Here is a 24,866-nt window from a genome sequence, read left to right on the forward strand (position 1 = left end):
GCGTGCAGGAACGGGACCTCAACGCACGGTGCCACGGTTGTGCGTATCGAAGCGGCGTCGTGCGGTGTCGATTTCGTCGAGGTAGCGGCGGGTCCAGGCGCACATGCCGTTGACCGTGTCGCGCAGCGGCGCGCCTGCCTCGGTGAGGTGGTAGTCGACGCGGGGCGGCACCGTCGCGTAAACGGCCCTGTGCACCACCCCGTCCCGTTCCAGCCCGCGCAGGGTCTGAGTGAGCATTTTGTGGCTGATGCCCTCGACTTCGGCTCTGAGCCCGGTGAACCGCAGCGTGCGCGTCCCCAGGGCGTTGATGACGAGCGGTGCCCACTTGTTGGCCACCCCCGAGAAGATCTCGCGGGCGAGGGAATGGGCGCGTGCCACGTCCGCGTCGTCGGGGACGGGCTGGGGCTGCTCGGTTTCCATGAGGTTCCTCTCTCATCGAAAAGTGCGTTCTTCCACGCCCGAGGCTACGCACCTACGGTTCCAGAGAACCCGGAAGAGACTTGAGCCGGCGGAGACTTGAGAGGGCACGGCCATGACCATCCTGAAGGCCTACGCACGCCTGTGGACCGACGACCTCGACCGCGCGCTGCCTCTCCTGGAGCAACTTACTGGCGAGCAGCCCCACTTACGGCTGGACTTCCACACGGTGGGCCTCGCCGCCATCGGTGACTTCCTGGTGATCGCGGGCCCGGCCGAGGAGCGAGCGAAGTATGGCCACGCCTCCGCCACCGTCGTCGTCGAAGATCTCGACGCCCTCCATGCGACGCTGGTGTCTGCGGAGGCCACCATCACCACTCCCGTAGCCGATGGCCCGACGGGGCGGTTCCTCTATGCGCGCCATGCGGATGGGGCAGGCGTGGAGTATGTCGAGTGGAATCGGAGCTGGTTGACAGGCTCATCCGTGCGTAGGCCCTGATACGGCCCAGATGGTGGGCTGTCCGTACCGGAGTGTGCCGTTCTCACTGCGGATGCGGGCGTGTTCGCGGCGGACGGCCTGCATGGTGAGGTGGCGGACGTCGAGGGCGTGCTGCCGCAGTAGCCCGAAGTCCGCCTGCGTGTACGTGGGGGGGGCACCCGCGCCGTCCACCTTCCTGGTCCGCCAGGTAGCTGGACGGTGTCTTCGGCAAGCCGCTCGGCATGAGGCCCCTGAGTGCGCCCGGCGGGCCGTATCCCGACTGTCATTCACCCGGGCGGGGACGGTTCATGGGTGGTCGACGGGGGATGGGCTCGCGGCCCGGGAGGGGGCGCCGCTTGCGTGGGCCGTGGCCGTGGCCGCGCCCGTGACAGCCTTCACGTCGTACCGGATCAGCCGGTGACCCAGCTCGCCGATGAGCAGGCCGGTGGCGATGATCGCGGCTGCGGGAAGGCCGAGGTGGTTCACGGACACCACGTCGTCCAGGAGGAAGCCGCCGACGATGGGGGCGAGGGAGACGCCGATGTAGTTGGCGGAGGAGCTCAGGGAGATCGAGAGCTGGGAGGCGGCGGGGTTCACGCCGACGAGCCGGTGCTGGATCGGGACGAGCATGGCCCAGCCGCAGGCACCCCAGATCACGACGGCGATGAACGCTGATACGAGGTGTCGGCTGCTCCATGGGGTGGTGAGGAAGACGAGGACCGCCGTGACACCCGCGGTGTTGATGACGATGCGGTTGCCGAACGTGTCGGTGAGGCGGCCGGCGAACAGGTTGCCCACGACGGCGGCGGCGCCCCAGGCGAACAGCAGCCAGGCGAGGGTCGTGCCGTCGCCGCCGGTGGCCGGTCGGAAGACCTGGCTGACGTAGGTGTAGAGGACGAAGAGACCGCTGTAGGCGACGAGCAGGAGGAGCAGGGTGAGGGTGATCCGTGCGTCGGTGAGCGGGGAGAGGCGCTGCTTGAAGGGGACGGCGGGTGGGCGGGGGATGGCGGGCAGCCCGATGAGTACGGCGACGACGGCGAGTGCGCCGACGACGGCCACGAACATCATGGTGCCGCGCCAGTCGGTGATCCCGCTGATGGCGGTGCCGATGGGGGAGCCGAGGGCGGTGGCGGCGCTGAGCCCGCCGAAGAGGATCGACAGGGCGGTGGCCCGCTTCTCGGGTCCGGCCAGGGCGACGACGGCGCCTGCGGCGGTGGGGGTGAACATGGCGCCGCCGAGCGCCGCGACGACGCGGAAGGCCATGGCTGCTTCGAAGGTGGGGGCGAGCCCGGTGCCGACGTTGCCGACGACGAAGACGGCGAGTCCGCCGATGAGCAGCAGCTTGCGGGAGGCCCGCCCGGCGACCGAGGCCACGAGCGGCGACAGGATCGCGTAGGCGAGGGCGTAGGCGGTGATGAGTTCGGCGCTGGTGGGGACGCCGACGTCCAGGTCCTCGGCGACGCTCGGCAGGATGCCGGCGACCACGAAGCTGTCGGTGCCGATGGCGAACATGCCGATGGCGAGCGCGATGAAGCGGAGGTTGAGGCGCTTGTGCGGGTCGGTTGGTGTCATGGGTTGTTCCTAGGTAGGTGCCCTTGGCCGAGAACTCGCGCCCTAACGGTAAGGGCTTTTATTTGCCGTTGTTGGCTGGTCGGCGTGACGGTACGTCGAGTCACGGCAAATCTCAACTGATACCGTTAGGGGCGTGAACGCCGCCGAACGATCTTCCTCAGCGCAAGGGCCCGCCCCTGGCGAGGCCGAGCACCACTCGCTGGCCCTGGTCAACACCGAGTTCGAGCTGCCTGGTGGGCCGTACGAGGGGCTGCCCGACGGGCCGGCTGCGGGCCGGTGGCTACGAGAGCGCGGCCTCGGCCCCGTGGGGTCGGTGACTCAGGCGGAGCTGAGGCGGCTCAGGCTGCTGCGCGAGGCCACGCGAACGATCTTCAGCGCGCACATCGCGGGCGAACGCCCGGAGGAGCAGGCCCTGGAGTGCTTCAACGACGCGTTGGCTGCGGCGCCGGGCGTACGCGAGCTGGCCTGGAGCGTGACGGGCCCGCGACTGGCCGTGCGGGAGAGGCCGGGAACGCGGATGGAGGCGGTGCTTGCGCAGTTGGCCGAGGACGGGGCAGACCTGCTGACCGGGCCGTCGGCCGCCAAACTCTCGATCTGCGGCGCCCAAGGCTGCACGCGCCTGTTCATTCGCTCGCATGCGGCTCGGCGCTGGTGCTCGGACCGCTGCGGGAACCGGGTCCGGGCGGCGCGGCATTACGCGGAGCGGGAGCGCAACCCGAGGTGACGACCGGAGACTGGGGCCCCGTCTATGGCCCATTCTGCTTCAGTGGCGAACGGGCGCTGGAGGGCTCGGCGTTGGCGCCCCTGGGTGTCACGGCGAGAGCTGTCGAACCGCCCGGCCGTCACGGTGAAGGCGGTTGAACTGCCCAGCCGTCACGCCCCTTCGCGCCGCGATCTCGACGACGGCGGTGATGGGATGGTCAGCTCGGCGCGGGCGGCGGTGAGCTCCGCGGCCGCGGCTGAGGCTGTGAGCGACACACGGAGGACCGCGCCCTCGCCCGGGCCGGTCTCTACAGCTCCACCTGGCCGCCGTGGGCACCAGTGCCGAGCCGATGGCCAGGCCGAGACCGACGCCGCCGCCGGTCTGTAGGCTGCGCGAGGCGACGACGCAGCAAAAGCGTGCGAAGACGCGGGCAGCCTGTTCGAGCGCGAGCCCGCGACCCGAGCCGACGACCTCGAAGATGTCGCGGCCTTCCGCGGTGCCCACCCCGATGCGTACGGGAAAGCCCGGAGGTATGTCGCGACGACGTTCACGACGAGGTCCGCGACCACCTGGCGCAGCCGCGCCTCGTCGCCGGGTACCGGGTAGTACATGAGTCCGGACGCCACCGGCGCGGACGAGTCACTCTCGCGTCGGCGGGAAGCACATCGCCAGCGGCAGCAGCGGCACCGGATCACCCCCGCACTGGCGGGATTGATGGGGCTCGTTGAATTTCCCGTGCTCAAGGGTGGGAGAGACCTGCTCAGCGGGATTCCCCACCCGCGTCGACAGCAGCGTCAGTGGGGAACCCTTCCGGCAGTGAAACCCTCGCCGTCCTGGAACTCGATCAGCACTCCGCTGTCGACGAGGTAGATCCAGCATTCAGGAGAGCACGCCAACACCGCTTCCGCCTGGACTGCTACAAGCGCAGCAGGCAAAGCCACGGACGGGACTGCGAGATTGCTCCAGAACACAACTGCGAGTTCGTCTGTCCGAGCACACGAGGCCACCAGCCTGCGCAGCTCGTCCGCGTCGAACGACTCGCACCGCTCGATCACTTCGGCCCCTGCCCAGTCCAACCGAGCCGATCCCACAGCCCCGAAGCGCCCCACACTGAGGGCGGCGAACGCGCGGTCCTCCCGGAAGGACAGCACCATCGCTGCATCGCCGACAGCTTCCAGAAGCGCCGCGATCTCCTCTGGGTGCGTCCCATACATTTCGCCAACGCTCAAAGCGGCCCCTTACCTGCCTCAACCCTCAACGATGTGCCGTGTGGCAGCAGGCTACGTCTTTGCAGACAAGTCAATCGATCATCGGTGTACGGGCGGGGGCTGAGGAACGAAGAGCAGGCCAGACCTGGACCGGGGGCGTTTCTCCCAGATCCCCATCAGGAAGGACGCACGGGAGCGGCGAACGGCACTGGCGGATCAACCCCGCACCGGCGGGAAGCACGGACCAGGTGGTGAAGCCGATCCAACCATCGGCGGATCAACCCCGCGTTGGCGGCAAGCACGGCCGTCTCTCCAATCCCGCTCGGACGCAGAGCGGAACACCCCGCGTCGGCGGGAAGGACCGCGGCTCGGGATGGGACCGGTTCCCGAGGAGCGGAACACCCCCGCGTCGGCGGGAAGGACACTTCCTGACCTGCACTTCAGTAGGGGCTTTGCATTTCCTTTGACTTGGCCGAGGTGCGTGGGGTGCAGAGCATGCGGTCACTGTATAAGACCCCATACCGCGACGGCTTGGCCTGTCCTCTTCTGCCTGCTGGAACAGCCTGCCGGAAGCGAAGCGGGCCTGAACAGCCTCGCCAGCCATCATGAGGAAGCGCCCGAAGTCGACCACCCTCCCTGGCGGGTAGCCGAGGAGCTGTGCTGACTCACCGCACGACGCAGCCCCAGCGCTGAGCCCTGCGAGACGTCGCCGAAGACCACCCCGCACTAGCTACGCCATCTCCCGAACGCTGAAACCCCAACGGTTCCCCGAGACTTGCCAGACTGATCGTTTCCTCCTCTGCCCGTTAACCGGCCAGTCGCAGCCGGCCCGAATCCAGGAAGAGAAACTGTCTGCCGCGAAGAACGAACCACCCCGCCCCGAACACAACGCTGACTGCTCCGCTCGCGCTCACCCTCAGCCCGTCAGAACCCCCGAAACGGAACTCACCGGAGACGCATCACCCGGCACCGACACCTTCACAGCCTGCCCGTGATCCGTGAAGTCCACCGTCACCGCCACATGACCCTGACCCAGATCACAACGCAGACGAGCCCGCACCAACCTGCCCTGACCGTCCACCCACGTGTCCGCGTACATCGGCACCTCCCCGACCGCGCCGCGCAACTGGCTGGTCTGCTCGCGCAGCTTGGCCGAGCCGCGGAGGGTCAGCGCATCGGCGCTGAGGAGTCCGTGATAGCGGACGGCCGCCGTACCGTTCACCTGCTCCGTCTCCTCCTTGGAGATCTTGCCCATGGCGCCGAGCTGGCGCAGCACATGCTCCGGATCGTTCAACGGTGCCCTCAGCAGATAGTGTGCTTCCGCCTTGTCGCGGCCGATCACACCCCATTCGCCATCCAGGCCCGCCGCACCCCGCACGTACACCTTGTTCTCCGCGAACACCTCGTCCACGTGGCTGATGCCGCCCTCAGGGAAATCGACGGCGAGCATCCCCTTGTCGCCGCCGAAGTCGAAACGGCCCTTGACTCCGATCGCGAAATTCTGGCCGTCGCCGGCGATCTCTACCTTCTCGTCGAATGCCGCCGTCGACTTAATCATCGCGGCTACAGCCGTCCGTACCGTCGGGCCGTAATCCGGGGCAGGCGACTCGGCCGCCCCATCCGTCTTCGTACCCGAGCAGGCCGCACAAAGCAGCAAGGCAGCACTGGTCAGTGCGAGGTGAGGGCGGCGCATGAGTGGTTCTCCGAAGTCGTGCAGGAGTTGTACAGGACCGGCCACAGCCAACGTCCGTCCGAGTCCAGGGAAAAGAGGAGTGAGGCCCTGCGTTCGGGGGATGTCGCAGGGCCTCACTCACATCCACTTTACTCTCTCTTTTCCAACCCGGCAGCGGTCGGTCAGCCGATCGGCCAGAGGGTACGGACTACCCGCTTCACCTCCGCCAGAACAAGTGATGCACCACCCCACTCGAACTCGGCACCACCTCCAAATGGAAGCGGTCCCGCAGTTCATCCGGTGAATCCCACAGCCGGATCCCCGACCCCAGCCGCACCTGCGGCGACACCACGACATGCATCGTGTCGACCAAGTCCGCCTCAAGGAACTGCCGGATCGTCGTGACTCCGCCGCCCAGTCGTACGTCCTTGCCCCGCGCAGCCTCCCGCGCCTGCGCGAGCACCGCCGCCGGATCACCGTCCACGAAGTGGAACGTGGTGTCCGAGAGCGTGAACGACGGCCGCTTGTGGTGCGTCATCACGAACACCGGCGTGTGGAACGGCGGCTCATCCCCCCACCACCCCTGCCACTCCTCGTCCTGCCACGGCCCCCGCAACGGCCCGAACTTGTTCCGGCCCATGATCTCCGCACCGATGTTGTGCGCGAAGTCCCGCGTGAAGTAGTCGTCCAGGCCCCGGCCGCCCCCGGGATCGGTACGCATCGGCCAGCTCGCCGTCGCGCCCGCCCAGGCGAACAGCTTGCCCGGATCGGGAAGGCCGAACGGGCTCTCCAGGCTCTGGTCCTCGGCGGCACCCGCGCCGATACCGTCGCTCGAAACGTTGAAGTTCTGCACCCTCAGTAGCTGTGTCACTTGGTCCCTCCTGCTGCTGGCGACATTGCCGACACCGGTGTGACTGTTCGGGCCGCCCAAACTCATCGGCGCGGCGGTCACCCATGACAACGGGCTGCCGCGATGGGCAGGGCCGCGTGGGCACCACCTGATGGGTTACGACGCGCTGTCGGCGGGGCGAGGGCGGGGCCACTCCCACGGCCGGCCCACGCCGAGGCAGCGAAAAAGCTGGTGTGCGGGGCCGACGGAACCGGGTAAGGTCCTTGTCATGTTCTTCCAGACGCCGATTTACGAGTGAGAGCGTGACGGGCCCCCGCTGACGTCCTTCTACGTCGCCGCCCGTCCCCCACCGTTGAATCCGTAGATCACTTCACATCATTACCGGGAGAACCCGTGACCGTGAGCAAGAACATCAACAACCCCGTGGGCCAGGGCGGCGGCCAGCGCAAGAAGCTGTCCCGCGCCGAACGGCAGAACAACGGGCCGCACCGCAACCGCGACCGCCAGAGCGCAGCCGAGCAGAAGGCCGAGCTGGTGCGCAAGATGCGCGAGAAGGCAGCCGGCGCTGAGGGCGCCGCGCAGGCGGGCGACGACACCGCACAGAGCTGACGCACCGCCGCCGCAGGGCGGCACAGCACGGGGCAGGGCCCGGACCGCGACGCGCGGTCCGGGCCCTGCGTTTGCCTCCGCGCCGTACGGCAGCAATACAGCGCACCGTCTCCGCCTACCCCCCAGCACGCCGCCGCGCACAACGGCCTGCCCTCCGCCCCGACGCCTCTGCTCTCGGCATCGGGAGCAGCCCCGGCCGCCGCCAGCCGCAGGCCGGGTGATCTCCGCCTTCCCGTTCACCACCTGGCTCGCGCGCACGAGCTATGGCTCCCGGCCGACACCATCGCGGCTCAAGCCACCGGTTCAGCCTCGATCTCGATCACCTGCGCCGGCCCCGCCCTGAACGCCGGGCTGGCGGCGTCCGCGGCAACCATGTGGGCAGTGACATCGTGGGCCGCCAACGCCTCCCGCGACGCCCACAGCTCGACGAGAACGAACCGATCCGGATCACCGACCACCCGGTGCAGGTCATATTGCAGACACCCCTGCTCAGCCCGCACGGTCGGCGCGAGTCGCTCAAAGGCATCGACCTGCTCCTGGCCGCGGCCCGGAAGGGTGGTGATCAGTATGTGAAGGCGTACGGGCTGTGACATGCGTGCGAGCGTAGATCAGCGGGCACGGCAGGAGAACCGGGATCTCAGCAGGCAGACACCAGCGGTACAACCTGCCCGTGCCCAGCTGGCAACCCCACCAACCCCACCGATCCGGCAGCCATACCAGCTCAGCCGCCATTCCCGGTTGTAAACCTGGCCCTCGCACCCGCACACCCCATCCACCACCACCCCCCACCCCATCGGCCCATCCCCCCGCGCGCCCACCCCGCCCCCCACCTTCCAATAAGAACGTGACCGCCGGACCGCTCACCGCGGTGCTGCCGCCCACCGACGCCGCGGCACCCCACGACTGCCTCGCGCGCAACGAATGGATCTGCGGTGACTACCTCTCCTCCCGCCGCCAGATCCTCTGGGACGCCGTCGTCCAGCACCTCCAGCTGACCGCCGTCTCCGTCGTCATCGGGCTGGCCGTCGCCCTGCCGCTCGCCGTCGCCGCGCGGCGGTGGCGATGGGCCGCCGGGCCCGTCCTCGGGGTCACCACCGTCCTCTACACCATCCCCTCCCTCGCGATGTTCTCGCTGCTCCTGCCCGTGTACGGGCTCTCGGCGACGCTCGTCGTGGCGGGACTGGTGCTGTACTCGCTGACCCTCCTCGTACGGAACATCCTCGCCGGGCTACGAGCCGTACCCGACGAGACGCGGCAGGCCGCCCGCGGCATGGGATACGGGCCCGTACGGCTGCTCCTCGCCGTCGAGCTGCCGCTCGCGCTGCCCGCCGCCATGGCCGGGCTGCGCATCGCCACCGTCTCCGCCGTCTCCCTCGTCACCGTCGGCGCCATCGTCGGATACGGCGGCCTCGGCAACCTCATCTACTCCGGCATGAACACCTACTTCAAGGCGCAGGTCCTCACCGCCTCCGTCCTCTGCGTCCTCATCGCCATCGCCGCCGATCTTGTCCTCCTCCTCGCCCAGCGGCTGCTCACCCCCTGGACCCGGGCGGTACGCGCATGAGCACCCGCGCTGAGTCCCCGGGGGGTACGGACGCGGGCGGTACGGACTCACCCCCGCACCCCGTGCCCCCGGCCGGTACGGCCACAACCCCCCACCCCCCGCCCCCGGCGGTACGACGCCCATGACCACCCTCTCCCACGCCTGGTCCTGGCTCACCACCTCCAGCCACTGGCACGGCGAGAACGGCATCTGGCACCGGCTCGGCGAGCACCTCTGGCTCACCGCCCTCTGCCTCGTCCTCAGCTGCCTCATCGCGCTGCCCGTCGCCCTCGTCCTCGGCCACCTCGGCAAAGGCGGCGCCCTCGCCGTCAACCTCTCCAACATCGGGCGGGCCGTGCCCACCTTCGCCGTACTCGTCCTGCTGCTCCTCACCCCCCTCGGCAGGCACGGCGAGGCACCCACGATCGTCGCCCTCATCCTGTTCGCCGTACCGCCGCTCCTCACCAACGGGTACGTCGGCATGCGCGAAGTCGACCGCGACGTCGTCCGGGCCGCCCGGGGCATGGGCATGACCGGCAGCCAGATGCTGTGGCGCGTCGAGCTGCCCCTCGCACTTCCGCTGCTCCTCACCGGCGTACGCATCGCCGCCGTCCAGCTCGTCGCCACCGCCACCCTCGCCGCACTCGCGGGCGGCGGCGGGCTCGGGCGGATCATCACCGCCGGGTTCAACCTCGCCTCCACACCACAGGTCGTTGCCGGGGCCGTCCTCGTCGCCGTCTTCGCCCTCCTCGTGGAGGCGATCTTCGAGGTCGTCCAGCGCCTCGCGCCCGCCTGGGCGAGGGGCGGCCCCGCATGAGAGTCCGACACGCGCTCCCTGCCGCGCTCCTCACCCTCACCGCCTGCACCACCGGCCCCACCCTCGAAACCCAGGGCACCGTCACCGCACCCCCCGGCGACAGCAAACACCTCACCATCGGCACCGCCGGGTTCACCGAAAGCGACCTGCTCGCCCAGATGTACGCCCTGCTGCTCCAGCAAGCCGGCTACCGCACCACGATCCTTTCCGTCACCAACCGCGAGCTCTACGAACCCGCCCTCGAAGCCGGGCAGATCGACGTCGTCCCGGAATACGCCGCCACCTTCGCCGACTGGCTCAACGCCAAAGCCCACGGGCCCGACGCGCCGCCCGTCGGCTCACCCGACCTCGCCACCACCATGGCCGCCCTCCGCCGCCTCGCCGCCCCCCGCGGCCTCACCGTCCTCGAACCCGGCAAAGCCGTCGACCAGAACGCCTTCGCCGTCACCGCCGAGTACGCCCGGCAGCACGAACTGCACACCCTCAGCGACCTCGGCGCCGCCAAACTGCCCGTACGGCTCGCCGCCGGTGACGAATGCGTCCAACGCCCCTACTGCGAACCCGGGCTGAAGAAGACGTACGGCATCGACATCACCGCCGTCGACCCCAAAGGCGTAGGCACCACCCAGTCCAAACAAGCCGTCCAGAACGGACAGGACCAGATGGTCCTCACCACCACGACGGACGCCACCCTGGACGCCTTCGGGCTCGTCCTCCTCGCCGACGACAAGCACCTCCAGAACGCCGACTACATCGTGCCCGTCGTCAACCGCTCCCGGGCGGGCAGTCAGGGAGTCACCAAGGCCCTCGGTGCGCTCAACACCGTCCTGACGACCGGCGACTTGGCCGGTCTCAACCAGCAGGTCGACAGCTGGCGGCGACTGCCCAAAGACGTCGCCAAGAACTACCTGGTGTCGAAGGGATTGCTCCGGTCCTGACGTCCCCAACGGTCCTGACGTCCCTAACGCTCCCGACGTCCCTACCGGTCCTGACGCCCCTGTCGACCCGGAATCCTGTCCCGCAACCGATCCTTGCCGCGCCGGTGCAGCCGCCGCTGGACACGCCCGAGCGTACGGTCCGGTGGCGCCTCCTCCACCAGGTCGTCGGCGCCCTCCTGCACGCACACATGGACGTGCACGTCGTGCCAGCCGTCCGCGTGCAACTGCGCGCTGCGGCGCGTGCTCTCCGGGACGAAGCCCGACTTCAGGGCCACCCGGCACGCCGCCTCGTTCGCCATCGGATGCGCGATCTCGATCCGGTGCAGCCCCACCGTGTCCAGCGCCCACGACGCCAGCGTGGCCACCGCCGCAGGCGCCACCCCATGGCCCCGCACCGACGGCAGGATCCAATACCGGCAGTCCGCGCGGCCGACCGCCAAGTCGAGGCTGCACAGGGCGACCCACCCGATCAGCGCCCCGTCATGCGCCTGCACAATCGCCCAGTGCGCGTCCGTCTCCGCACGCCAGCCCTGCCGCCAGCGCGCGATCCACCCCCTCGTCTCGATCTCGCAGTCCGCGCGCCGCCGCGTCCAGTGCTGGATCGCCGGATCCTGGTACGCCTCGTAAACGAACGGCGCGTCCTCAAGTTCCCACGGCCGCAAGAAAAGACCGGCTGACACCGCCAGGGCCGGTTGGTCGGACCGACCGAGACGGCCTGCCGGGACAACGGCAGGGACCAACTGGGGCATGGACCCATCATGGCAGCGGATCACCGCCGGAGGGGGCCGCTCCAGACGGACCACCCACCCGATTTTTCACGTCCACATTTTCACGTCCCTACGGGACTTGACGAGACCCGATGTCACTCCCGTACCGCACCCGCGCGACCCGCCCCAACGGCCCGACCCCGACAATGGCGGATAAGAGGAAGCATCGGCGAGAGGGACACGAGGGTATGGATCACGACGAGCTCCGCAGCCGCTTCGCGACACTGACCACCGCACACCTGGCGGACGCCTGCCTCCGCGCGCGCGTGCCCGTGCGGTGCGCGCCGTCCGCAGTACGTCCCGTGGTGGACGGCGGACGCGTCGCCGGGCGGGTGGCACCCGCCCGGCACGTCGGCAGTGTCGACATCTTCCTGGAGGCGTACGAGGAGGCCGCGCCCGGAGACGTACTGGTCGTCGACAACGGCGGACGGCTCGACGAGGCCTGCGTCGGCGACCTCGCCGTCCTGGAGGCCAAGGACGCCGGGCTCGCCGGGGTCGTCATCTGGGGGCTGCACCGCGACACCGCCGACATCCGGGCCATCGGGCTGCCCGTCTTCAGCATGGGCGCCACCCCGGCCGGACCCCAGCGGCTCGACGGCCGCGCCAAGGACGCGCTGGAGGCCGCCACAGTGGGGGAGTGGACTGTCAGCCGCGCGGACGTCGCCTTCGGGGACGACGACGGCGTCCTCTTCGTGCCCGCCGACCGGGCCGCCGAACTCCTCACCGTGGCCGAGACCATCCGCGACACCGAACGCCGCCAGGCCGACCGCATCCGCGAAGGCAACTCCCTGCGTGAACAGGTGCAGTTCGCCCGCTATCTCACCGACCGACGCGGCAACCCCGCGCTCACGTTCCGTGAGCATCTGCGCGCTGTCGGTGGGGCGATCGAGGAATAGCATGGTGTACGTGGCGTATGGCGCGCATGACCGTGTACCTCTCGACGGAAGGGACGGGTGACCGATGCTGATCGGCGCGCACGAACCCCTCGCCGTCGACGTGACGGCGGCGATCCGCACCGGTGACGTCCGGGGCCTCCAGGAGCTCCTCGCCGCCCACCCCGGTCTCGCGGCCGCGCGGCTGGGCGACGAGCTGGTGAACCGCACCCTCCTCCACGTGGCCACGGACTGGCCGGGCCACTTCCCGAACGGCCCGGCGGTCGTGGCCGCGCTCGTCGCGGCGGGCGCGGACGTGGGGGCGCGGTTCACCGGCCCGCACGCGGAGACCCCGCTCCACTGGGCGGCCAGCTGCGACGACGTCGACGTCCTCGACACGCTGCTCGACCTGGGCGCCGACATCGAGGTCGACGGCTCGGTCATCGCGGGCGGCACCGCGATCGCGGACGCGGTCGCGTTCGGCCAGTGGCGGGCCGCCCGCCGCCTGTTCGAACGCGGCGCCCGTACGACCCTGTGGCAGGCGGCCGGCCTCGGCGAACTCGACCGCGTCGCCGCCTACTTCGCCCCCGGCACCCCGCCACCGCCCGCCATCGAGATCACCGAAGCCCTGTGGTGCGCCTGTCACGGGGGCCAGCGGCCGACGGCCGCGTACCTCCGCGACCGGGGCGGCGACATCGACTGGGTCGGCTACGACGAACTGACCCCGCTGGACGCGGCCGTCCGCGCGGGCCACGACGAAGTGGCCGCGTGGCTGCGGGGGCTGGGCGCGAGGTCGGCCAAGGAGCGCACGTAAGGCGTAGTCGTATCTCCTCGACACTCCGCCGTCGCACTGACTCCTCGTGATGACCGCGCCCATTGTCAGTGGGGCGTGCCATGGTGGTTCGCATGGGAACGACACGTACGGCACCTGACGGGCGGCCCATTCCGCCGCCGCACGCCGATGAACGCGCCATGCTGGAGAGCTGGCTGGACTTCCAGCGGGCCACGCTCGCGCTGAAGTGCGACGGCCTGGACGACCACCGGCTGCGGCTGGCGTCGGTGGAGCCGTCCGCGATGACGCTGCTCGGCCTCGTCCGGCACATGGCGGAGATCGAACGGAACTGGTTCCAGCGGGTGTTCGCCGGTCAGGACATACCGTTCCTGTTCGGCAAGGACGGCGACGCCGGGTTCACGCTGGACCCGGACCGGGGAATCGAGGACGAGCTGGCGCTCTGGCGCGCGGAAGTCGCCCGGGGCCGCGAGCTCATCGCCGACGCGTCCCTGGAGGACGCCGGGCCGCTGAGCGCGGAGAACGCGGCCGTCCTGGGCGAATCGACCGTCTCCCTGCGCTGGATCCTCATCCACATGATCGAGGAATACGCCCGGCACAACGGGCACGCGGACCTGCTCCGGGAGCGCGTCGACGGGGTGACAGGCGTCTAGGGGCGCATTGAAGCAGAGGGAGGTTCTGGAGCGCCCAGGTCGCACATCGATCGGACCTGTCGACGTGGGCAAGGCGCTGCCCTTGAAGCACTCCGTTCGGGACACTGGGGTGCGGGGGCGGGGCGCGCGCGGTCCTGTTCCCGTGTGTCGGCGGACGGGAGGCAGTCATGGCCTTGCATCGCAGCACGCGGTCGCGGCCCGTGGCCGTCGCGATAGGTGTGCTCCTCGCCCTGGTGTCCGTCGCGGGCTGCTCGGACGATGGTCTGCCGAAGCGGCGCACCGTACCGATGAACCAGGGGGACCAAGGCAGCGGTGCCGACGACGCCTGGACGGCGGAGGCCCGGGACGCCGTCAAGGTGGTGGACGACTTCTGGCGGTCGCACTGGAACGAGCACTTCACCGGTACCTATCGCTCCCCGAAGGTCGTCGGCACGTACACGCCCCACACTCCCCAGGCCCCGAGGTGCGGGAGCGAACCGGCCACCCCGTACAACGCGTTCTACTGCCCCGCCGGGGACTTCATCGCCTGGGACGGAAAGCTGATGCGCGACGGATACGCCCAGGGCGACTCCTGGGTGTATCTGGTCATCGCCCACGAATGGGGCCACGCCGTGCAGCGCAGGGTGCTGGGACTCAAGGACGTGGCCCAGGAACTCCAGGCGGACTGCCTGGCCGGGGCCACGCTCTTCGGCTCCGAGGAGCTGCGGTTCGAGCCGGGGGACACCGACGAGCTGGCCCAGGCGCTGACCGCGCTCGCCGACGAGTCGCCCTGGACCAACTCCCAGGACCACGGCAACGCCGACCAGCGCCTGTCGGCCTTCAGCACGGGCGGCCGGGGCGGGGCCGACGCCTGTCTGCCCAGGTGAGCGGCCGGGACACCTCCGTCGTCAGCGATTCCGCGCGGACCGGCCCGTACGCTCACATCCCGCCGTGGTGCTCGACGGCGTATAGCCGACCGCCCAAGTCGGCGACGTACACCACCCCGTCCGACACGGTCGGTGACGCCTGTATCGGGCGGGCCGTGGGGAGCCGCCACCGCAGGGCGCCGGTCTCGGCGGACAAGGCGTACAGATGGCCGTCCGCGCTGCCGACGTACACCGTTCCACCGGCCACGGCCGGGGGCGACTGCGTCGGGATGCGCTCGGCGGACACCCACCGGCTCTCGCCCGTCACCGCGTCGATGCCGCACACCGGACCGGCGTCGGTGCAGACACAGACCAGGCCGTCCGCCAGGACAGGCGCCACGCTCACACCGCTGCCCACGGAGGTGCGCCATCTGATCTGCCCGGTCAGCGCGTCGATCGCGTACAGGCCGCCACTGCCGCTGCCCACGTAGAGGAACCACTCGGACAGGGCGGACCGCGACGAGACCGGGGACGGAACCGCGGTCCGCCATTTGCGCTTCCCGGTCGCCGCGTTGACGCCGTACACGGCCCGTGCGGTGGCGGTCCACACCAGGCCGCCCGCCGCCGCCACCCACTGGAAGGGAGCTATGCGCGGGCAGTACGTCCAGCTCCGCTCACCGGTGGCGAGGCTCAGGGCGTACAGGCTGTTCGAGTTCGCGAGGTAGACCGACCCGCCGTCCGTCTCGGGGAGGGCGGTGACCCGTTGGCGCACCCTGAACTGCCAGCGTTCCGCGCCGGTGCGGGCGTCCAGCAGATGGAAGTACGGGCCCGCCGTGACGCCCACGGTCCCTTCCGGCCCGGCGAGGACGGCGTGCACGGGGTTCCCGGCGTCGAAGCACCAGCGGTCCCGGCCGGTGGCCTTCTCCACCGCGTACACCCGCCCCCGGTTGTCGCCGACGTGCACCGAGCCGTTGACGACGGCGAGGGAGGCGTGCACGGATGCCTCGGTGGGGGCCGACCAGCGGACGCGGTCCGGCGCGGGGGACGGGGCCGGTGGCGCCTGGGGCTCCGGCGGAAAGGCCGAGGCCAGGGCCGGGGCCGTGGCCTGTGGTGGCGGGACCGGGGTCGGCGATGTCGGGTCCTCACCGGCCCCCGCCAGCGTCCGCAACCTCCTCTCGGCCGCCGCCGAAACACTGCGGCTGTCGTCGTCCAGGAGACGCCGCATCTCCTCCTCGACCCGCTGCCGTACGGTCGCGTTGCCGATCCGGTGCCGATCGGCGAGGCCCTCGATCGCGCCGAGCCGGTCGGCGGCCAGCGGACTGGCCAGCGCGTGCCGCACGTGCGCGGGCAGCTGCCAGTTGACGTTGCGGGCGATGACGATGCGGCCCTCGACGTTCTCCTGCTTCTTCGGGCGTTGCTGCGGCATCTCCTCGACGACCTTGTCGTGGACGTACGCGTACAGCTCGTCCAGGGTGATGTCCCCGTCGCCGTCGAGGTCCGCGCTGCCGTCACGCAGGCCGGACACCAGATGGCGGGTGAACACCGACTGCTGGGCCAGGCCGTGGACTTGGTCGCCCTCGAAGGAGTACTGGGTGGCGTCGGATGCGGTCAGGACGCTGCGACCGCGGCCCCGGAACCGCTCCAGGGTGTGCATGTCGGCGTCGCCCTTGGCCAGGCGGCCGGCCGGGAAGGCGCCGCTGTAGCAGCAGTCGAGGATCAGCACCTGCTGCCGGGACGCGCACCCGGTCATCGCGCGGTCGATCTGCTCGGCGGGCAGCGAGGTGAACGCCAGATTGTCGCGGCGGGTGTTCCCCATCGCCAGATGCAGATGCCCCTCGTCGTCCTTGAGGCCGTGCCCGGTGAAGTACAACAGCGTCAGATCGTCGCGCCGCCGGTCGCGGAACAGGTCACCGATGGCCTCACCGACCCGGTAATGGGGCTCGTTGATGAGCGTGGTGACCTCGAACCCGGCGATGTCCGGGTCCCGCAGCACGCCCGCGAGGGCCTCGGCGTCGTGCGCGGGCGCCGTGAGACTGCGCAGACCCGCGTCCTGGTACTCGTACGTCGCGACCAGAAGGGCCAGCCGACGGCCCACCGCTACTCGCCCGACCGGTGGCGGCGCACGAACCCGTCGATCAACTCCCGGCGCTCTTCGGCGGTCGCGTGCTCCAGCTCGATCGTGTCGCCGTCGATCGTCACCGAGATGCGGTGCCGGGCCGACTGCCGGCCGAGCCAGTCCCGCAGGGTGTCGATGAGCACCGTGAACACGCCGCCGGACGCGCTCAGCGCCACCACGATCGCCCCGACCGTCACCGGATCGCTGCCCTTGGCACCCGGCGGAAGCTGCCCGACGGGCTCCGGACGAAGCACGTCGACGCCCAACTCGCGCAGCTCCGTACGCAGTCGGCGCACCAGCCGCTCGGCCTCCTCCGCGTCCGACTCCTCGTCAGGTGCCAGCGCCAGCAGCACTTCCATCACGCGCCCCCGCTCCAAACCCGCAGCCCACACATCTCGGTGGTCCGCACGGACAGTACGGTCCATTACATCAGGCGGACCCGAAGCTGGTTTCAACTTCCCTGTCACGGCAACCCGGTCGGCATGTCCAGACGCTACGGCGGAAACCCGGCCGCGACGATCATCCTCATCATCGCGGATGTCACGGCGGTGATCCTGATCCTGTGGATCGCCTTCTTCCTCTTGGACGCCAACACCGCGAACGACCTGGTGTCGTGGGTCCACCACGCGGCGAACTGGCTCTCGGGCTGGTCGCGCGACATGTTCAACGTCGAGTCCGACGACTGGCGCACGATCCTCAACTACGGCCTGCCCGCAGTGGTCTACCTGATGATCGGCCACGCGGTCGCCGGGCGGGTCAACCGGTCCTAGGGCCTGTCGGGCGCCTCACCGCAGCGGCCGCCGACGGGCGCGCCGGGACCACCGCACGGTGAAGAAGGCGATGTCGGCCACCAGGACGACGACACCGATGGCCAGCAGATAGCCCAGGCCGTCCGCGACCGCGCCGATCAGACCCAGGACGACGGCCACCAGGATGAGGAACAGGAACAGCGCCATGGTGTGGCCCTCTCCTTCGTACGTGGACGGTGGTCGGCGTGGTCACGGGCGGGCGAGTCGGCGCTCGCCCGCCGCGCCCGGCCGGTACTCCAGCTCGTAGTACTGGAAGATCGCCTCTTCCTGGTCGGCGGGCAACACGTCGTCCGTCCCGATGGACGGCGCCTGCCGGACCATCCCCCGGGGATACGGGACCTTGACGTAATACGGACCGAGGACCGCCTCGCCGAGCGGGACGAAGACCAGGCGGCGACGGGTCGGCAGACCCGTCAGGACGGTGGCCATCGCCGGTTCGTCGGTGCTCGTGTCCACGTACACCGCCTCCAGCACCCCGATCTTGTGCCCCTTCTCGTCGACCACGTCCTGGTTGCGCCACTCACGGACATCGGCTGAGGTGATCACGGTCGTTTCCTCCGGTAGGGACCCGGATCGGCGGGTCCTCGCCCTTCCAGCCTGCCCCCGATCGCGTACGACCGCCACGGTCGCCACGCCCACCGGCCCCCGAAGTCACCCGAGCCGCGTCACCTTCGCTCCGAACGACGGCTCGCGGAGATCCTTCTGGAGGGCCACCGGCACGGCCGGGGCGTCGGCACCGGAGCCGACCGTCAGGGTGCCCACCACCGCACCGGCCCCGGCCGCGTGCGGTACCGGCTTGCCGGAATCCGTCAGCCGCAGGGGCAGCCGCTGGCCCGGTACGCCGATCGCCTTCAGGTCCCTGGTGGCGATCAGCGGCGTACGGCCGCCGAGCCCGTCGTCCACGTACCCGGCCACCTGGCCCTTCCGCACCACGACAGCGGAGGTCAGCGCGTCGCGCACTGCCGCGATGACCTTCTTGCTGTTCTCCTTCACCAGCGTGAGGCTGTTGCCGCCGTTGGGGTCCGGGCCGTCGACGCGCTGGTCCAGCATCGTGCCGAGGATCAGCGGTGTCCGGTCGCCGACCGTCTTGTACGCCGCCCACATCAGCGCGCCGCCCGCCGCCGTGTTGGATCCCGTCTTGATTCCCTTGATGCTCAGCCCGGCGAGCAGCAGGTTGTCATTGTTGTTGTTGATCGGCTGGGGCAGACCCTTGATCGTCGCGTTCGGCAGCGCCACGATCGGCCGGAAGGCGTCGAACCTCATCACCGCCTCGGCGAGCTTGAGCTGGTCGACGGCCGTGCTCACCGTCTTGGAGTCCAGACCGCTCGGATCGGTGTACGTGGTGTCGTTCATGCCGAGCGCCTTGGCGGCCTCGTTCATCTTCGCCACGAACGCCGTCTCGTCGCCGCTGCCCGTGGACCAACGTGCCAGCAGCCGGGCGATGTTGTTGCCCGAGGGGATCATCAGCATCTTCAGCATGTCCTGCTGACTGAACTTCGCCCCGGCCGTCAGCCCCTCGATGCGCGACTCGTCCTTGGCCTCGCCTTCCCGTACGGCCTTCTCGTCGACCTCGATCGTCGGCCCCGCCTCGTCCTTCTTGAGCGGATGCTCCTTGAGGACCACGTACGCCGTCATCACCTTGGCGACACTCGCCGTCGGCACCGGCTTTTGCTCGCCGAACGTGCCGAGGCTCCCCGCCCCCTGGACCCGCACGGCGCCCTGACCCTTCGCGGGCCACGGGAGGCCGAAGCGCCCGTCGAAGCTGTACGACGAGGTGTCGGCGCCCAGCTTCAGGGACGGCGTGGGCAGGGGGCGGGCCGCCTGGACGACCACGAAGACCAGGGCCAGGAGGAGGACGATCGGCACCCAGATCTTGAAGCGGCGCGTGAGGGTACGGGCCGGGGTCTCCGGCGGTCTGGGCGTGTTGGTGAGCTCCGCGAGCAGGTCCAGGGGCGGGAGCGGGGCCGCTGCGGGTGCGGGCTCCTCGGTGTCGGGGGCGGGTGAGGTCGGTGCGGCCGCCTCGACCGCGGCCCGGGCGCCGGGTGCGGGACCGGCCGTCACCGGCCGCGGCGGCTTCAGGGCCGGTACGTCGACCGGCTTCAGCGCCACGAACTCGCTGGTGCGCTCGGAGTCCGACTCGGAGTCCGGCTCGGAGTCTGATTCGGGGAGCGCGTCGGCGGCATCGGCGGTATCGGGTGTGCCGGCGGGATCGGGTGTGCTGCCCGAACCGACCGGACCGACCGAACCGACCGAACCGACCGCCTTCTCCGTCTCCGCGCTCGTCGCCTCCGCGTCGGTCTTCTGCTTGCTGCCCTCGTCGGGGGACTGGTCCGCCACTGCTCTCTTTCCCTGTTCGCTCTGAAACCGTCGTTGCCACACCGCCGCCGCCACCTGGCGGCGTTACTTCTTCAGCACCGCCCGCATGACCGCCTTCGCGATCGGCGCTCCCAGGCGCCCGCCCGCGATGGCGTCGCGCGAGATGTCCATGTCCTCGGGGTCGACGAGCACCGCCACCGCGACCGGCGAAGTGCCGTCGCTCTGCTTGGCGTACGCCACGAACCAGGCGTACGGGCGCTCGTCGCGCACATCGGCGCCGTGCTGCGCGGTGCCGGGCTTGCCGCCGACCGTCACACCCTCGATCTTCACCTTGCTGCCCGAGCCGTCGGTCACCGTGAACTCCATCATTTCCTGCACCTTCTTCGCGGTGGCCTCGGAGACGGCCTGGTTCAGCACCTCCGGCCGGGTCTTCGCGAGCGGTGACAGATCGGGGCCGCGCAGCTCCTCGACCATGTACGGCTTCATCACCTTGCCGTCGTTGGCGAGCCCGGCCGTGACCATGGCCATCTGCAACGGGGTGCTGGTCAGGCTGCCCTGGCCCATGCCGGTCAGCGCGGTCTGCGGCTTGTCCAGCTTGTCGGGGTAGCCGCTCGCCGCCGTGCGTACAGGAGTGAACTGCTCCTTGTTGAAGCCGAACTTCTCCGCCGTCTCGCGCATCCTGTCCTTGCCGGTCTTCAGCGCGGCGTCGAGGAAGACGTTGTTGCAGGACCACTGGAGGCCGGTCTTCATCGAGACCTTGTCGCACTGGGAGTCGGGGACGACGTTGCCGATCTTCGTCGTGCTCTGCGGCAGCTGGTACGGGGCCGGGGCGCCGGACGGCGCGTTGATGTCGGTGACCGTGCCGTGCTCCAGGGCGGCCGCCGCCGTGAGGATCTTGAAGGTCGAGCCGGGCGGATAGATCTCCCGGATCGCCCGGTTGCTCAGCGGCTTGTCCTTGTCCTGGTCGAGCTTCTTGAACACCTCGCCCTCCTTGCGCGAGATGCCCGCGAAGACCGAGGGGTCGTACGAGGGCGTGCTCGCCATGGCGAGGATCCGGCCGGTACGCGGGTCGAGCGCGACCACCGCGCCCTTCGCCTTCAGGTCGGTGAGCCCCTTGTACGCGGCCTTCTGCGCCTTGGGGTCGATGGTGGTGATGACGTCGCCGCCGCGCGGCTTGACCCCGGTCAGCGTGTCGAGCGGCCCGGCGAGCAGTCTGCTGTCCTTGCCGCTGAGCACGTCACTGTGGACGCCTTCGAGGAAGGTGGCACCCTGGGCCTGGGAGAGATAGCCGGTGACCGGCGCGTACATCGGGCCGTCCTTGTAGACGCGCTTGTACTTGAGGTCGGAGCCGGGCGTCGCCACGGAAGCGGTGATGGGTGCGCCGCCCACGATGATGTTGCCGCGCGGCTGGGCGAAGGTCTCTATCTGCACCCGGCGGTTGTTCGGGTGGTTGGCGAGGGTGTCGCTCTGCGCGAACTGCACCCAGGTCGCCCGTACGAGCAGGGCGAACGTGAGCGCCCCGCAGAAGACGGCTATGCGTCGCAGTGGCCGGTTCATCACTCTCCGTCGGACGTCGTGGGTCGGGCGAGGGGCATAGGAGGAGAAGATCAGCAGTCTGTGCCGTATGTCCAAGTTCAATATCGGCCACAGATCAATAAAATTGCGATATCGTCCCTGGTCGTGGACTTGATACGGCATCTGGAGTGCTTCGCGGCTGTTGCAGAAGAGTCACATTTCGGTCGGGCCGCGGAACGGCTCGGCATGGCCCAGCCGCCCCTCTCACAGCGCATCCAGCGCCTGGAGCGCGAGCTCGGCGTACGGCTCTTCGAGCGCACCAGCCGACAGGTGACGATCACCAAGGCCGGGACGCTGCTCCTGGCGGAGGCGCGTGAGCTGCTCGCCCGCTCCGAAGCCCTGATGGCCACCGCGCGCCGCATCCGGGACGGCGAGAGCGGGCTGCTGCGCGCCGCGCTGCCGCCGGACATCGCGGGCGAGACCGTCGCCGCGATCCTGGCGGACTTCGCACGGCTCCACCCCGGGGTGGAGCTGGAGCTGCGCGAGCTGACCACCACTCAGCAACTGGCCCAGTTCGCCTCCCACGACCTGGACGCCGGGCTCATCCACCACCCCTGCGACGTCTCCGGCCTCGAACTGGGTCCGGTGCTCCGCCGCGAGGTGGGTGTCCTGCTGCCGCGCGACGCCCCGCAGGCGCGGCTCGACGCGGTCCCGCTGGCCGCCCTCTCGCCGTACGACCTGATCCTGTTCCACCGCGCCGCCGCGCCCGCGCTCCACGACGACGTCCTGACCACGTGCGCGCGCAACGGCTATACGCCCGCGGCCGTACGCCACGGCCAGGGCGCCAGTTTCATCCGCGGTCTGATCCTCTCGGCGAACGCCGTCGCCTTCAGCCCGAGGGACGCTCACCCCGCGCACACCGCCGACCGGGACCCCGACCTCGTCTGGCGGCCGCTGGCCGGGGCGCCGCTGTCCTGGCGGCTTTCGGTCGCGTGGCCGCGCGGGCGCAGCGACACGGCGGTGAGTACGTTCGCCGAGGCGGCCACGCGCGCGTTGCGGGAGACTTCGGCCGTGAGCACCGAACTGCCCCCGCGCCCGCTCCATCTGCGCCCGGCCGCGGAGTACTGGCTGTGACCGCCGCCGCCCGCATCCGCGAGGCCTTCGACCAGGCCGGCGTCACCGGCCGGCTGCACGCCCTCGACATCGACTCCGGCGCGGAGATCGGCTCGGGCGGCGACCAGGCGGTGGTGACGGCGAGCGTGCACAAACTCTGCGTGCTGGTCGCGCTCCACGAACAGGCGGCGGCGGGACGGCTGGACCTCACGGAGCAGCTGGAAGTCCCGCTGGAGGGACGGGAGTTGGGCCCGACCGGTATGGCCGCCATGCTCGATCCCGTACGCATGTCGCTACGAGACGCCGCGTACCTCATGATGGCGGTCAGCGACAACACGGCCGCCGAACTCCTCCTGGGCCGTATCGGCCTGGACGCCGTCAACGCCACCACGGCCCGGCTCGGCCTCGCACACACCCACGCGGTCCACACCTTCCGCGAACTCCTCGCCACCATCAAGGAGGACGCGGGCCCGGGCGGCGCCCAGGCGCTCGCGGACCCGTACGTCATCGCCCGCCTGCGGGCGCTGGACCCCGCCCGCACCAACCGCAGCACGCCCCGCGACATGACCCGCCTCCTGAGCGCCGTATGGCGGGACGAGGCGTGCACCCCCGAGCACGGCGCCGCGATCCGCCGCCTCCTGGGCCTCCAGGTCTGGCCCCACCGGATGGCCTCCGGCTTCCCCTTCGACGACGTCCATGTGGCGGGCAAGACGGGCAGCCTGCCGACCCTGCGCAACGAGGTCGGCGTCATCGAATACCCCGACGGCGGCCGCTACGCCGTCGCGGTCTTCACCCGCGCCGCCAGCACCGCCGCGACCCTGCCCCCGGCGGACGCGGTCATCGGCACGACGGCCCGGATCGCGGTGGAGGCACTGCGGGCGGGGTAGTCGCGCCGTACGCCCTGCCCATGCCGTGGGAGGCGGCCGACCCGGGGCTCGTCGGCGAGACCCTCACGCATCCGCCACGGACACCCCTCACGCGTCCGCCACAGAGTCGAACTCCACCTCCCCCCGCTCCACCCCCTGCGCATCCGCGTCCACCGACCGCCGCAGCGCCTCGTGGAGCTTCGCCGGGGTGAGGACGCCCGCGAAGTGGGTGCCGTCCAGGACCGCCACCCAGCCCGCGTCGTACTGGAGCATCTCGCTGAACGCCTGCTTCAGCGGGGCTCCCAGCGGGACCCAGGCCTCCATGCGGCGGGCCAGGTCCGCCACCGTGGCCGGGGTGCCCGCGAGCGACAGCTCGTCCGTGGAGGCCCAGCCGTGCAGCTCGCCCGAGGCGTTGAGGACGACCGCCCAGCGCGCCTGCGCCTCGCGCAGCCGCGCCGCGGCGGCGTCGGCGGGCTCGTCGAGGCGGGCCAGCGGCGGCTGCTCCAGATCGGCCTCCTCGACCGTGGTGACCGACAGCCGCTTCAGCCCCCGGTCCGCGCCCACGAACTGGGCGACGTACGGGGTGGCCGGGGCGCCCAGGACCGCCGCCGGGGTGTCGAACTGCTCGATGCGGCCCTGCCCGTACACCGCCATCCGGTCGCCCATCCGCACCGCCTCCTCGATGTCGTGCGTGACCAGCAGGACGGTCTTGCGCACGGTCGCCTGGAGGCTCAGGAACTCGTTCTGGAGCCGCTCGCGCACCACCGGGTCCACCGCGCCGAACGGCTCGTCCATGAGCAGGACCGGCGGATCCGCCGCCAGTGCCCGGGCGACTCCGACCCGCTGGCGCTGGCCGCCCGAGAGCTGGGCCGGATAGCGGGAGCCGAACGTCTTCGGGTCCAGGCCCACCAGGTCCAGGAGCTCCGCCGCCCGGGCCCGCGCCTTCGCCCTCTTCCAGCCGACCAGCGCCGGAACCGTCGCCGTGTTGTCCAGGACCGTGCGGTGCGGGAACAGGCCCACCTGCTGGATGACGTAACCGATGCGGCGGCGCAGTTTCACGGGGTCGACCGACGCGATGTCCTCGCCGTCCACCAGGATCCGGCCCGACGTCGGCTCGATCAGGCGGTTCACCATCATCATCGTCGTGGTCTTGCCGCAGCCCGAAGGGCCGACCAAGGTGACCAGCTCCCCCTCGTCCACCTCGAAGGAAAGGCCGTCGACGGCGCTCGTGCCGTCCGGATACACCTTGCTGACCCGCTCGAACCTGATCATGGATCCACGCTAGGAGCCGCCGTGGCCGTACGCACACGGACCGCCGCCACGGGAGTGCGCTCCCGGTCGGCCGGATGGCATCGGGCGGGGGAGTGCGCCCGGCGGCCGGTGTGATCCACTGGGCC

26 protein-coding genes and 1 pseudogene are annotated in these 24,866 nt (G+C 70.4%); 13 read left to right on the top strand and 14 right to left on the bottom strand.

Annotated features, from left to right (window positions below; all coding sequences use genetic code 11):
• Positions 1–18: 18 nt before the first annotated feature.
• On the bottom strand, positions 19–420 hold the full coding sequence (locus BX283_RS33590) for a helix-turn-helix domain-containing protein (protein WP_101391182.1): 402 nt from the start codon (positions 418–420) through the stop codon (positions 19–21).
• 112 nt (positions 421–532) lie between these two features.
• Here BX283_RS33590 and BX283_RS33595 point away from each other — a divergent pair.
• Positions 533–909 (top strand): annotated as a pseudogene (locus BX283_RS33595) (VOC family protein).
• Between the two features lie 292 nt (positions 910–1,201).
• Here BX283_RS33595 and BX283_RS33605 read toward each other — a convergent pair.
• Positions 1,202–2,467, bottom strand: coding sequence for an MFS transporter (locus BX283_RS33605; protein WP_101391185.1), 1,266 nt, complete (start codon positions 2,465–2,467; stop codon positions 1,202–1,204).
• A 133-nt stretch (positions 2,468–2,600) separates the two neighbouring features.
• Between BX283_RS33605 and BX283_RS33610 the strand changes: the two genes are divergently transcribed.
• Complete coding sequence (locus BX283_RS33610; RefSeq protein WP_101391186.1) at positions 2,601–3,191, top strand: ABATE domain-containing protein; 591 nt, start codon at positions 2,601–2,603, stop codon at positions 3,189–3,191.
• Positions 3,192–3,964: 773 nt separating this feature from the next.
• On the opposite strand, the gene BX283_RS33615 is transcribed toward BX283_RS33610, so the two are convergent.
• From BX283_RS33615 to BX283_RS33625, 3 genes are all read right to left on the bottom strand, one after another.
• Positions 3,965–4,384, bottom strand: coding sequence for a hypothetical protein (locus BX283_RS33615; RefSeq protein WP_101391187.1), 420 nt, complete (start codon positions 4,382–4,384; stop codon positions 3,965–3,967).
• A gap of 910 nt (positions 4,385–5,294) precedes the next feature.
• The gene (locus BX283_RS33620; protein WP_101391188.1) at positions 5,295–5,936 is read right to left on the bottom strand and encodes a hypothetical protein; all 642 of its coding nucleotides are present in this window, start codon (positions 5,934–5,936) and stop codon (positions 5,295–5,297) included.
• Between the two features lie 331 nt (positions 5,937–6,267).
• The gene (locus BX283_RS33625) at positions 6,268–6,921 is read right to left on the bottom strand and encodes a dihydrofolate reductase family protein (protein WP_101391189.1); all 654 of its coding nucleotides are present in this window, start codon (positions 6,919–6,921) and stop codon (positions 6,268–6,270) included.
• A 372-nt stretch (positions 6,922–7,293) separates the two neighbouring features.
• On the opposite strand from BX283_RS33625, the gene BX283_RS33630 reads away from it, so the two are divergent.
• The gene (locus BX283_RS33630; RefSeq protein ID WP_180357325.1) at positions 7,294–7,509 is read left to right on the top strand and encodes a DUF6243 family protein; all 216 of its coding nucleotides are present in this window, start codon (positions 7,294–7,296) and stop codon (positions 7,507–7,509) included.
• 290 nt (positions 7,510–7,799) lie between these two features.
• Here the strand turns inward: BX283_RS33630 and BX283_RS33640 are convergent, their stop codons facing one another.
• Positions 7,800–8,102 carry a putative quinol monooxygenase gene (locus BX283_RS33640; protein WP_101391190.1) on the bottom strand — a complete coding sequence of 101 codons (303 nt, stop codon included), beginning with the start codon at positions 8,100–8,102 and terminating at the stop codon, positions 7,800–7,802.
• 251 nt (positions 8,103–8,353) lie between these two features.
• On the opposite strand from BX283_RS33640, the gene BX283_RS33645 reads away from it, so the two are divergent.
• From BX283_RS33645 to BX283_RS33655, 3 genes are all read left to right on the top strand, one after another.
• Positions 8,354–9,073, top strand: a complete 720-nt coding sequence (locus BX283_RS33645; RefSeq protein ID WP_257584047.1) for an ABC transporter permease — start codon at positions 8,354–8,356, stop codon at positions 9,071–9,073.
• Between the two features lie 121 nt (positions 9,074–9,194).
• Positions 9,195–9,869 carry an ABC transporter permease gene (locus BX283_RS33650; protein WP_101391191.1) on the top strand — a complete coding sequence of 225 codons (675 nt, stop codon included), beginning with the start codon at positions 9,195–9,197 and terminating at the stop codon, positions 9,867–9,869.
• Complete coding sequence (locus BX283_RS33655) at positions 9,866–10,807, top strand: ABC transporter substrate-binding protein (RefSeq protein ID WP_101391192.1); 942 nt, start codon at positions 9,866–9,868, stop codon at positions 10,805–10,807. The genes BX283_RS33650 and BX283_RS33655 overlap by 4 nt, the downstream gene beginning before the upstream one ends.
• A 41-nt stretch (positions 10,808–10,848) precedes the next feature.
• On the opposite strand, the gene BX283_RS33660 is transcribed toward BX283_RS33655, so the two are convergent.
• Positions 10,849–11,469: a GNAT family N-acetyltransferase gene (locus BX283_RS33660; protein ID WP_306822833.1), complete on the bottom strand. Its 621-nt coding sequence runs from the start codon at positions 11,467–11,469 to the stop codon at positions 10,849–10,851.
• Between the two features lie 293 nt (positions 11,470–11,762).
• On the opposite strand from BX283_RS33660, the gene BX283_RS33665 reads away from it, so the two are divergent.
• The 4 genes from BX283_RS33665 (at position 11,763) to BX283_RS33680 (ending at position 14,755) form a co-directional block, all read left to right on the top strand.
• Positions 11,763–12,470 carry an RraA family protein gene (locus tag BX283_RS33665; protein WP_101391194.1) on the top strand — a complete coding sequence of 236 codons (708 nt, stop codon included), beginning with the start codon at positions 11,763–11,765 and terminating at the stop codon, positions 12,468–12,470.
• 64 nt (positions 12,471–12,534) lie between these two features.
• Complete coding sequence (locus BX283_RS33670; protein WP_101391195.1) at positions 12,535–13,260, top strand: ankyrin repeat domain-containing protein; 726 nt, start codon at positions 12,535–12,537, stop codon at positions 13,258–13,260.
• A 92-nt stretch (positions 13,261–13,352) separates the two neighbouring features.
• The gene (locus BX283_RS33675) at positions 13,353–13,889 is read left to right on the top strand and encodes a DinB family protein (RefSeq protein WP_180357326.1); all 537 of its coding nucleotides are present in this window, start codon (positions 13,353–13,355) and stop codon (positions 13,887–13,889) included.
• A gap of 167 nt (positions 13,890–14,056) precedes the next feature.
• Entirely contained in the window at positions 14,057–14,755 is a 699-nt protein-coding gene (locus BX283_RS33680; protein WP_101391197.1) for a neutral zinc metallopeptidase, read from the top strand.
• A 52-nt stretch (positions 14,756–14,807) separates the two neighbouring features.
• On the opposite strand, the gene BX283_RS33685 is transcribed toward BX283_RS33680, so the two are convergent.
• Both BX283_RS33685 and BX283_RS33690 read right to left on the bottom strand, forming a co-directional pair.
• Entirely contained in the window at positions 14,808–16,829 is a 2,022-nt protein-coding gene (locus tag BX283_RS33685; RefSeq protein ID WP_101391198.1) for a PQQ-binding-like beta-propeller repeat protein, read from the bottom strand.
• A gap of 2 nt (positions 16,830–16,831) precedes the next feature.
• On the bottom strand, positions 16,832–17,209 hold the full coding sequence (locus BX283_RS33690; protein ID WP_101391199.1) for a hypothetical protein: 378 nt from the start codon (positions 17,207–17,209) through the stop codon (positions 16,832–16,834).
• A gap of 123 nt (positions 17,210–17,332) precedes the next feature.
• Between BX283_RS33690 and BX283_RS33695 the strand changes: the two genes are divergently transcribed.
• Positions 17,333–17,620, top strand: coding sequence for a hypothetical protein (locus BX283_RS33695; protein ID WP_101391200.1), 288 nt, complete (start codon positions 17,333–17,335; stop codon positions 17,618–17,620).
• Between the two features lie 15 nt (positions 17,621–17,635).
• On the opposite strand, the gene BX283_RS40855 is transcribed toward BX283_RS33695, so the two are convergent.
• The 4 genes from BX283_RS40855 to BX283_RS33710 all read right to left on the bottom strand — a co-directional run bounded on the left by BX283_RS40855 (position 17,636) and on the right by BX283_RS33710 (position 21,532).
• A complete protein-coding gene (locus BX283_RS40855) occupies positions 17,636–17,806 on the bottom strand; it encodes a hypothetical protein (RefSeq protein ID WP_180357327.1) in 171 nt (56 codons plus the stop codon).
• Positions 17,807–17,848: 42 nt separating this feature from the next.
• A complete protein-coding gene (locus BX283_RS33700; protein ID WP_101391201.1) occupies positions 17,849–18,205 on the bottom strand; it encodes a PRC-barrel domain-containing protein in 357 nt (118 codons plus the stop codon).
• 105 nt (positions 18,206–18,310) lie between these two features.
• On the bottom strand, positions 18,311–19,996 hold the full coding sequence (locus BX283_RS33705; protein WP_101391202.1) for a D-alanyl-D-alanine carboxypeptidase family protein: 1,686 nt from the start codon (positions 19,994–19,996) through the stop codon (positions 18,311–18,313).
• 63 nt (positions 19,997–20,059) lie between these two features.
• Positions 20,060–21,532: a penicillin-binding protein 2 gene (locus tag BX283_RS33710; RefSeq protein WP_101391203.1), complete on the bottom strand. Its 1,473-nt coding sequence runs from the start codon at positions 21,530–21,532 to the stop codon at positions 20,060–20,062.
• Between the two features lie 123 nt (positions 21,533–21,655).
• On the opposite strand from BX283_RS33710, the gene BX283_RS33715 reads away from it, so the two are divergent.
• Together BX283_RS33715 and BX283_RS33720 are read left to right on the top strand one after the other, a co-directional pair.
• Positions 21,656–22,624 carry a LysR family transcriptional regulator gene (locus BX283_RS33715; protein WP_101391204.1) on the top strand — a complete coding sequence of 323 codons (969 nt, stop codon included), beginning with the start codon at positions 21,656–21,658 and terminating at the stop codon, positions 22,622–22,624.
• The gene (locus BX283_RS33720) at positions 22,621–23,490 is read left to right on the top strand and encodes a serine hydrolase (protein ID WP_180357329.1); all 870 of its coding nucleotides are present in this window, start codon (positions 22,621–22,623) and stop codon (positions 23,488–23,490) included. Before BX283_RS33715 ends, BX283_RS33720 begins: the two co-directional genes overlap by 4 nt.
• 87 nt (positions 23,491–23,577) lie before the next feature.
• Here BX283_RS33720 and BX283_RS33725 read toward each other — a convergent pair whose 3' ends face one another.
• Positions 23,578–24,741, bottom strand: coding sequence for an ABC transporter ATP-binding protein (locus tag BX283_RS33725; RefSeq protein WP_101391205.1), 1,164 nt, complete (start codon positions 24,739–24,741; stop codon positions 23,578–23,580).
• Positions 24,742–24,866 lie beyond the last annotated feature (125 nt).

Source organism: Streptomyces sp. TLI_146 (assembly GCF_002846415.1).
Lineage (GTDB): Bacteria > Actinomycetota > Actinomycetes > Streptomycetales > Streptomycetaceae > Streptomyces.

Excerpts from the sequence above, each read along its gene's own strand:
- BX283_RS33620 (WP_101391188.1), bottom strand. The coding sequence starts at position 5,936 with ATGATTAAGTCGACGGCGGCATTCGACGAGAAGGTAGAGATCGCCGGC.
- BX283_RS33695 (WP_101391200.1), top strand. The coding sequence starts at position 17,333 with ATGTCCAGACGCTACGGCGGAAACCCGGCCGCGACGATCATCCTCATC.
- BX283_RS33665 (WP_101391194.1), top strand. The coding sequence starts at position 11,763 with ATGGATCACGACGAGCTCCGCAGCCGCTTCGCGACACTGACCACCGCA.
- BX283_RS33680 (WP_101391197.1), top strand. The coding sequence starts at position 14,057 with ATGGCCTTGCATCGCAGCACGCGGTCGCGGCCCGTGGCCGTCGCGATA.
- BX283_RS33605 (WP_101391185.1), bottom strand. The coding sequence starts at position 2,467 with ATGACACCAACCGACCCGCACAAGCGCCTCAACCTCCGCTTCATCGCG.
- BX283_RS33675 (WP_180357326.1), top strand. The coding sequence starts at position 13,353 with ATGGGAACGACACGTACGGCACCTGACGGGCGGCCCATTCCGCCGCCG.
- BX283_RS33640 (WP_101391190.1), bottom strand. The coding sequence starts at position 8,102 with ATGTCACAGCCCGTACGCCTTCACATACTGATCACCACCCTTCCGGGC.
- BX283_RS33655 (WP_101391192.1), top strand. The coding sequence starts at position 9,866 with ATGAGAGTCCGACACGCGCTCCCTGCCGCGCTCCTCACCCTCACCGCC.
- BX283_RS33615 (WP_101391187.1), bottom strand. The coding sequence starts at position 4,384 with ATGTATGGGACGCACCCAGAGGAGATCGCGGCGCTTCTGGAAGCTGTC.
- BX283_RS33690 (WP_101391199.1), bottom strand. The coding sequence starts at position 17,209 with ATGGAAGTGCTGCTGGCGCTGGCACCTGACGAGGAGTCGGACGCGGAG.
- BX283_RS33670 (WP_101391195.1), top strand. The coding sequence starts at position 12,535 with ATGCTGATCGGCGCGCACGAACCCCTCGCCGTCGACGTGACGGCGGCG.
- BX283_RS33650 (WP_101391191.1), top strand. The coding sequence starts at position 9,195 with ATGACCACCCTCTCCCACGCCTGGTCCTGGCTCACCACCTCCAGCCAC.
- BX283_RS33725 (WP_101391205.1), bottom strand. The coding sequence starts at position 24,741 with ATGATCAGGTTCGAGCGGGTCAGCAAGGTGTATCCGGACGGCACGAGC.
- BX283_RS33710 (WP_101391203.1), bottom strand. The coding sequence starts at position 21,532 with ATGAACCGGCCACTGCGACGCATAGCCGTCTTCTGCGGGGCGCTCACG.
- BX283_RS40855 (WP_180357327.1), bottom strand. The coding sequence starts at position 17,806 with ATGGCGCTGTTCCTGTTCCTCATCCTGGTGGCCGTCGTCCTGGGTCTG.
- BX283_RS33590 (WP_101391182.1), bottom strand. The coding sequence starts at position 420 with ATGGAAACCGAGCAGCCCCAGCCCGTCCCCGACGACGCGGACGTGGCA.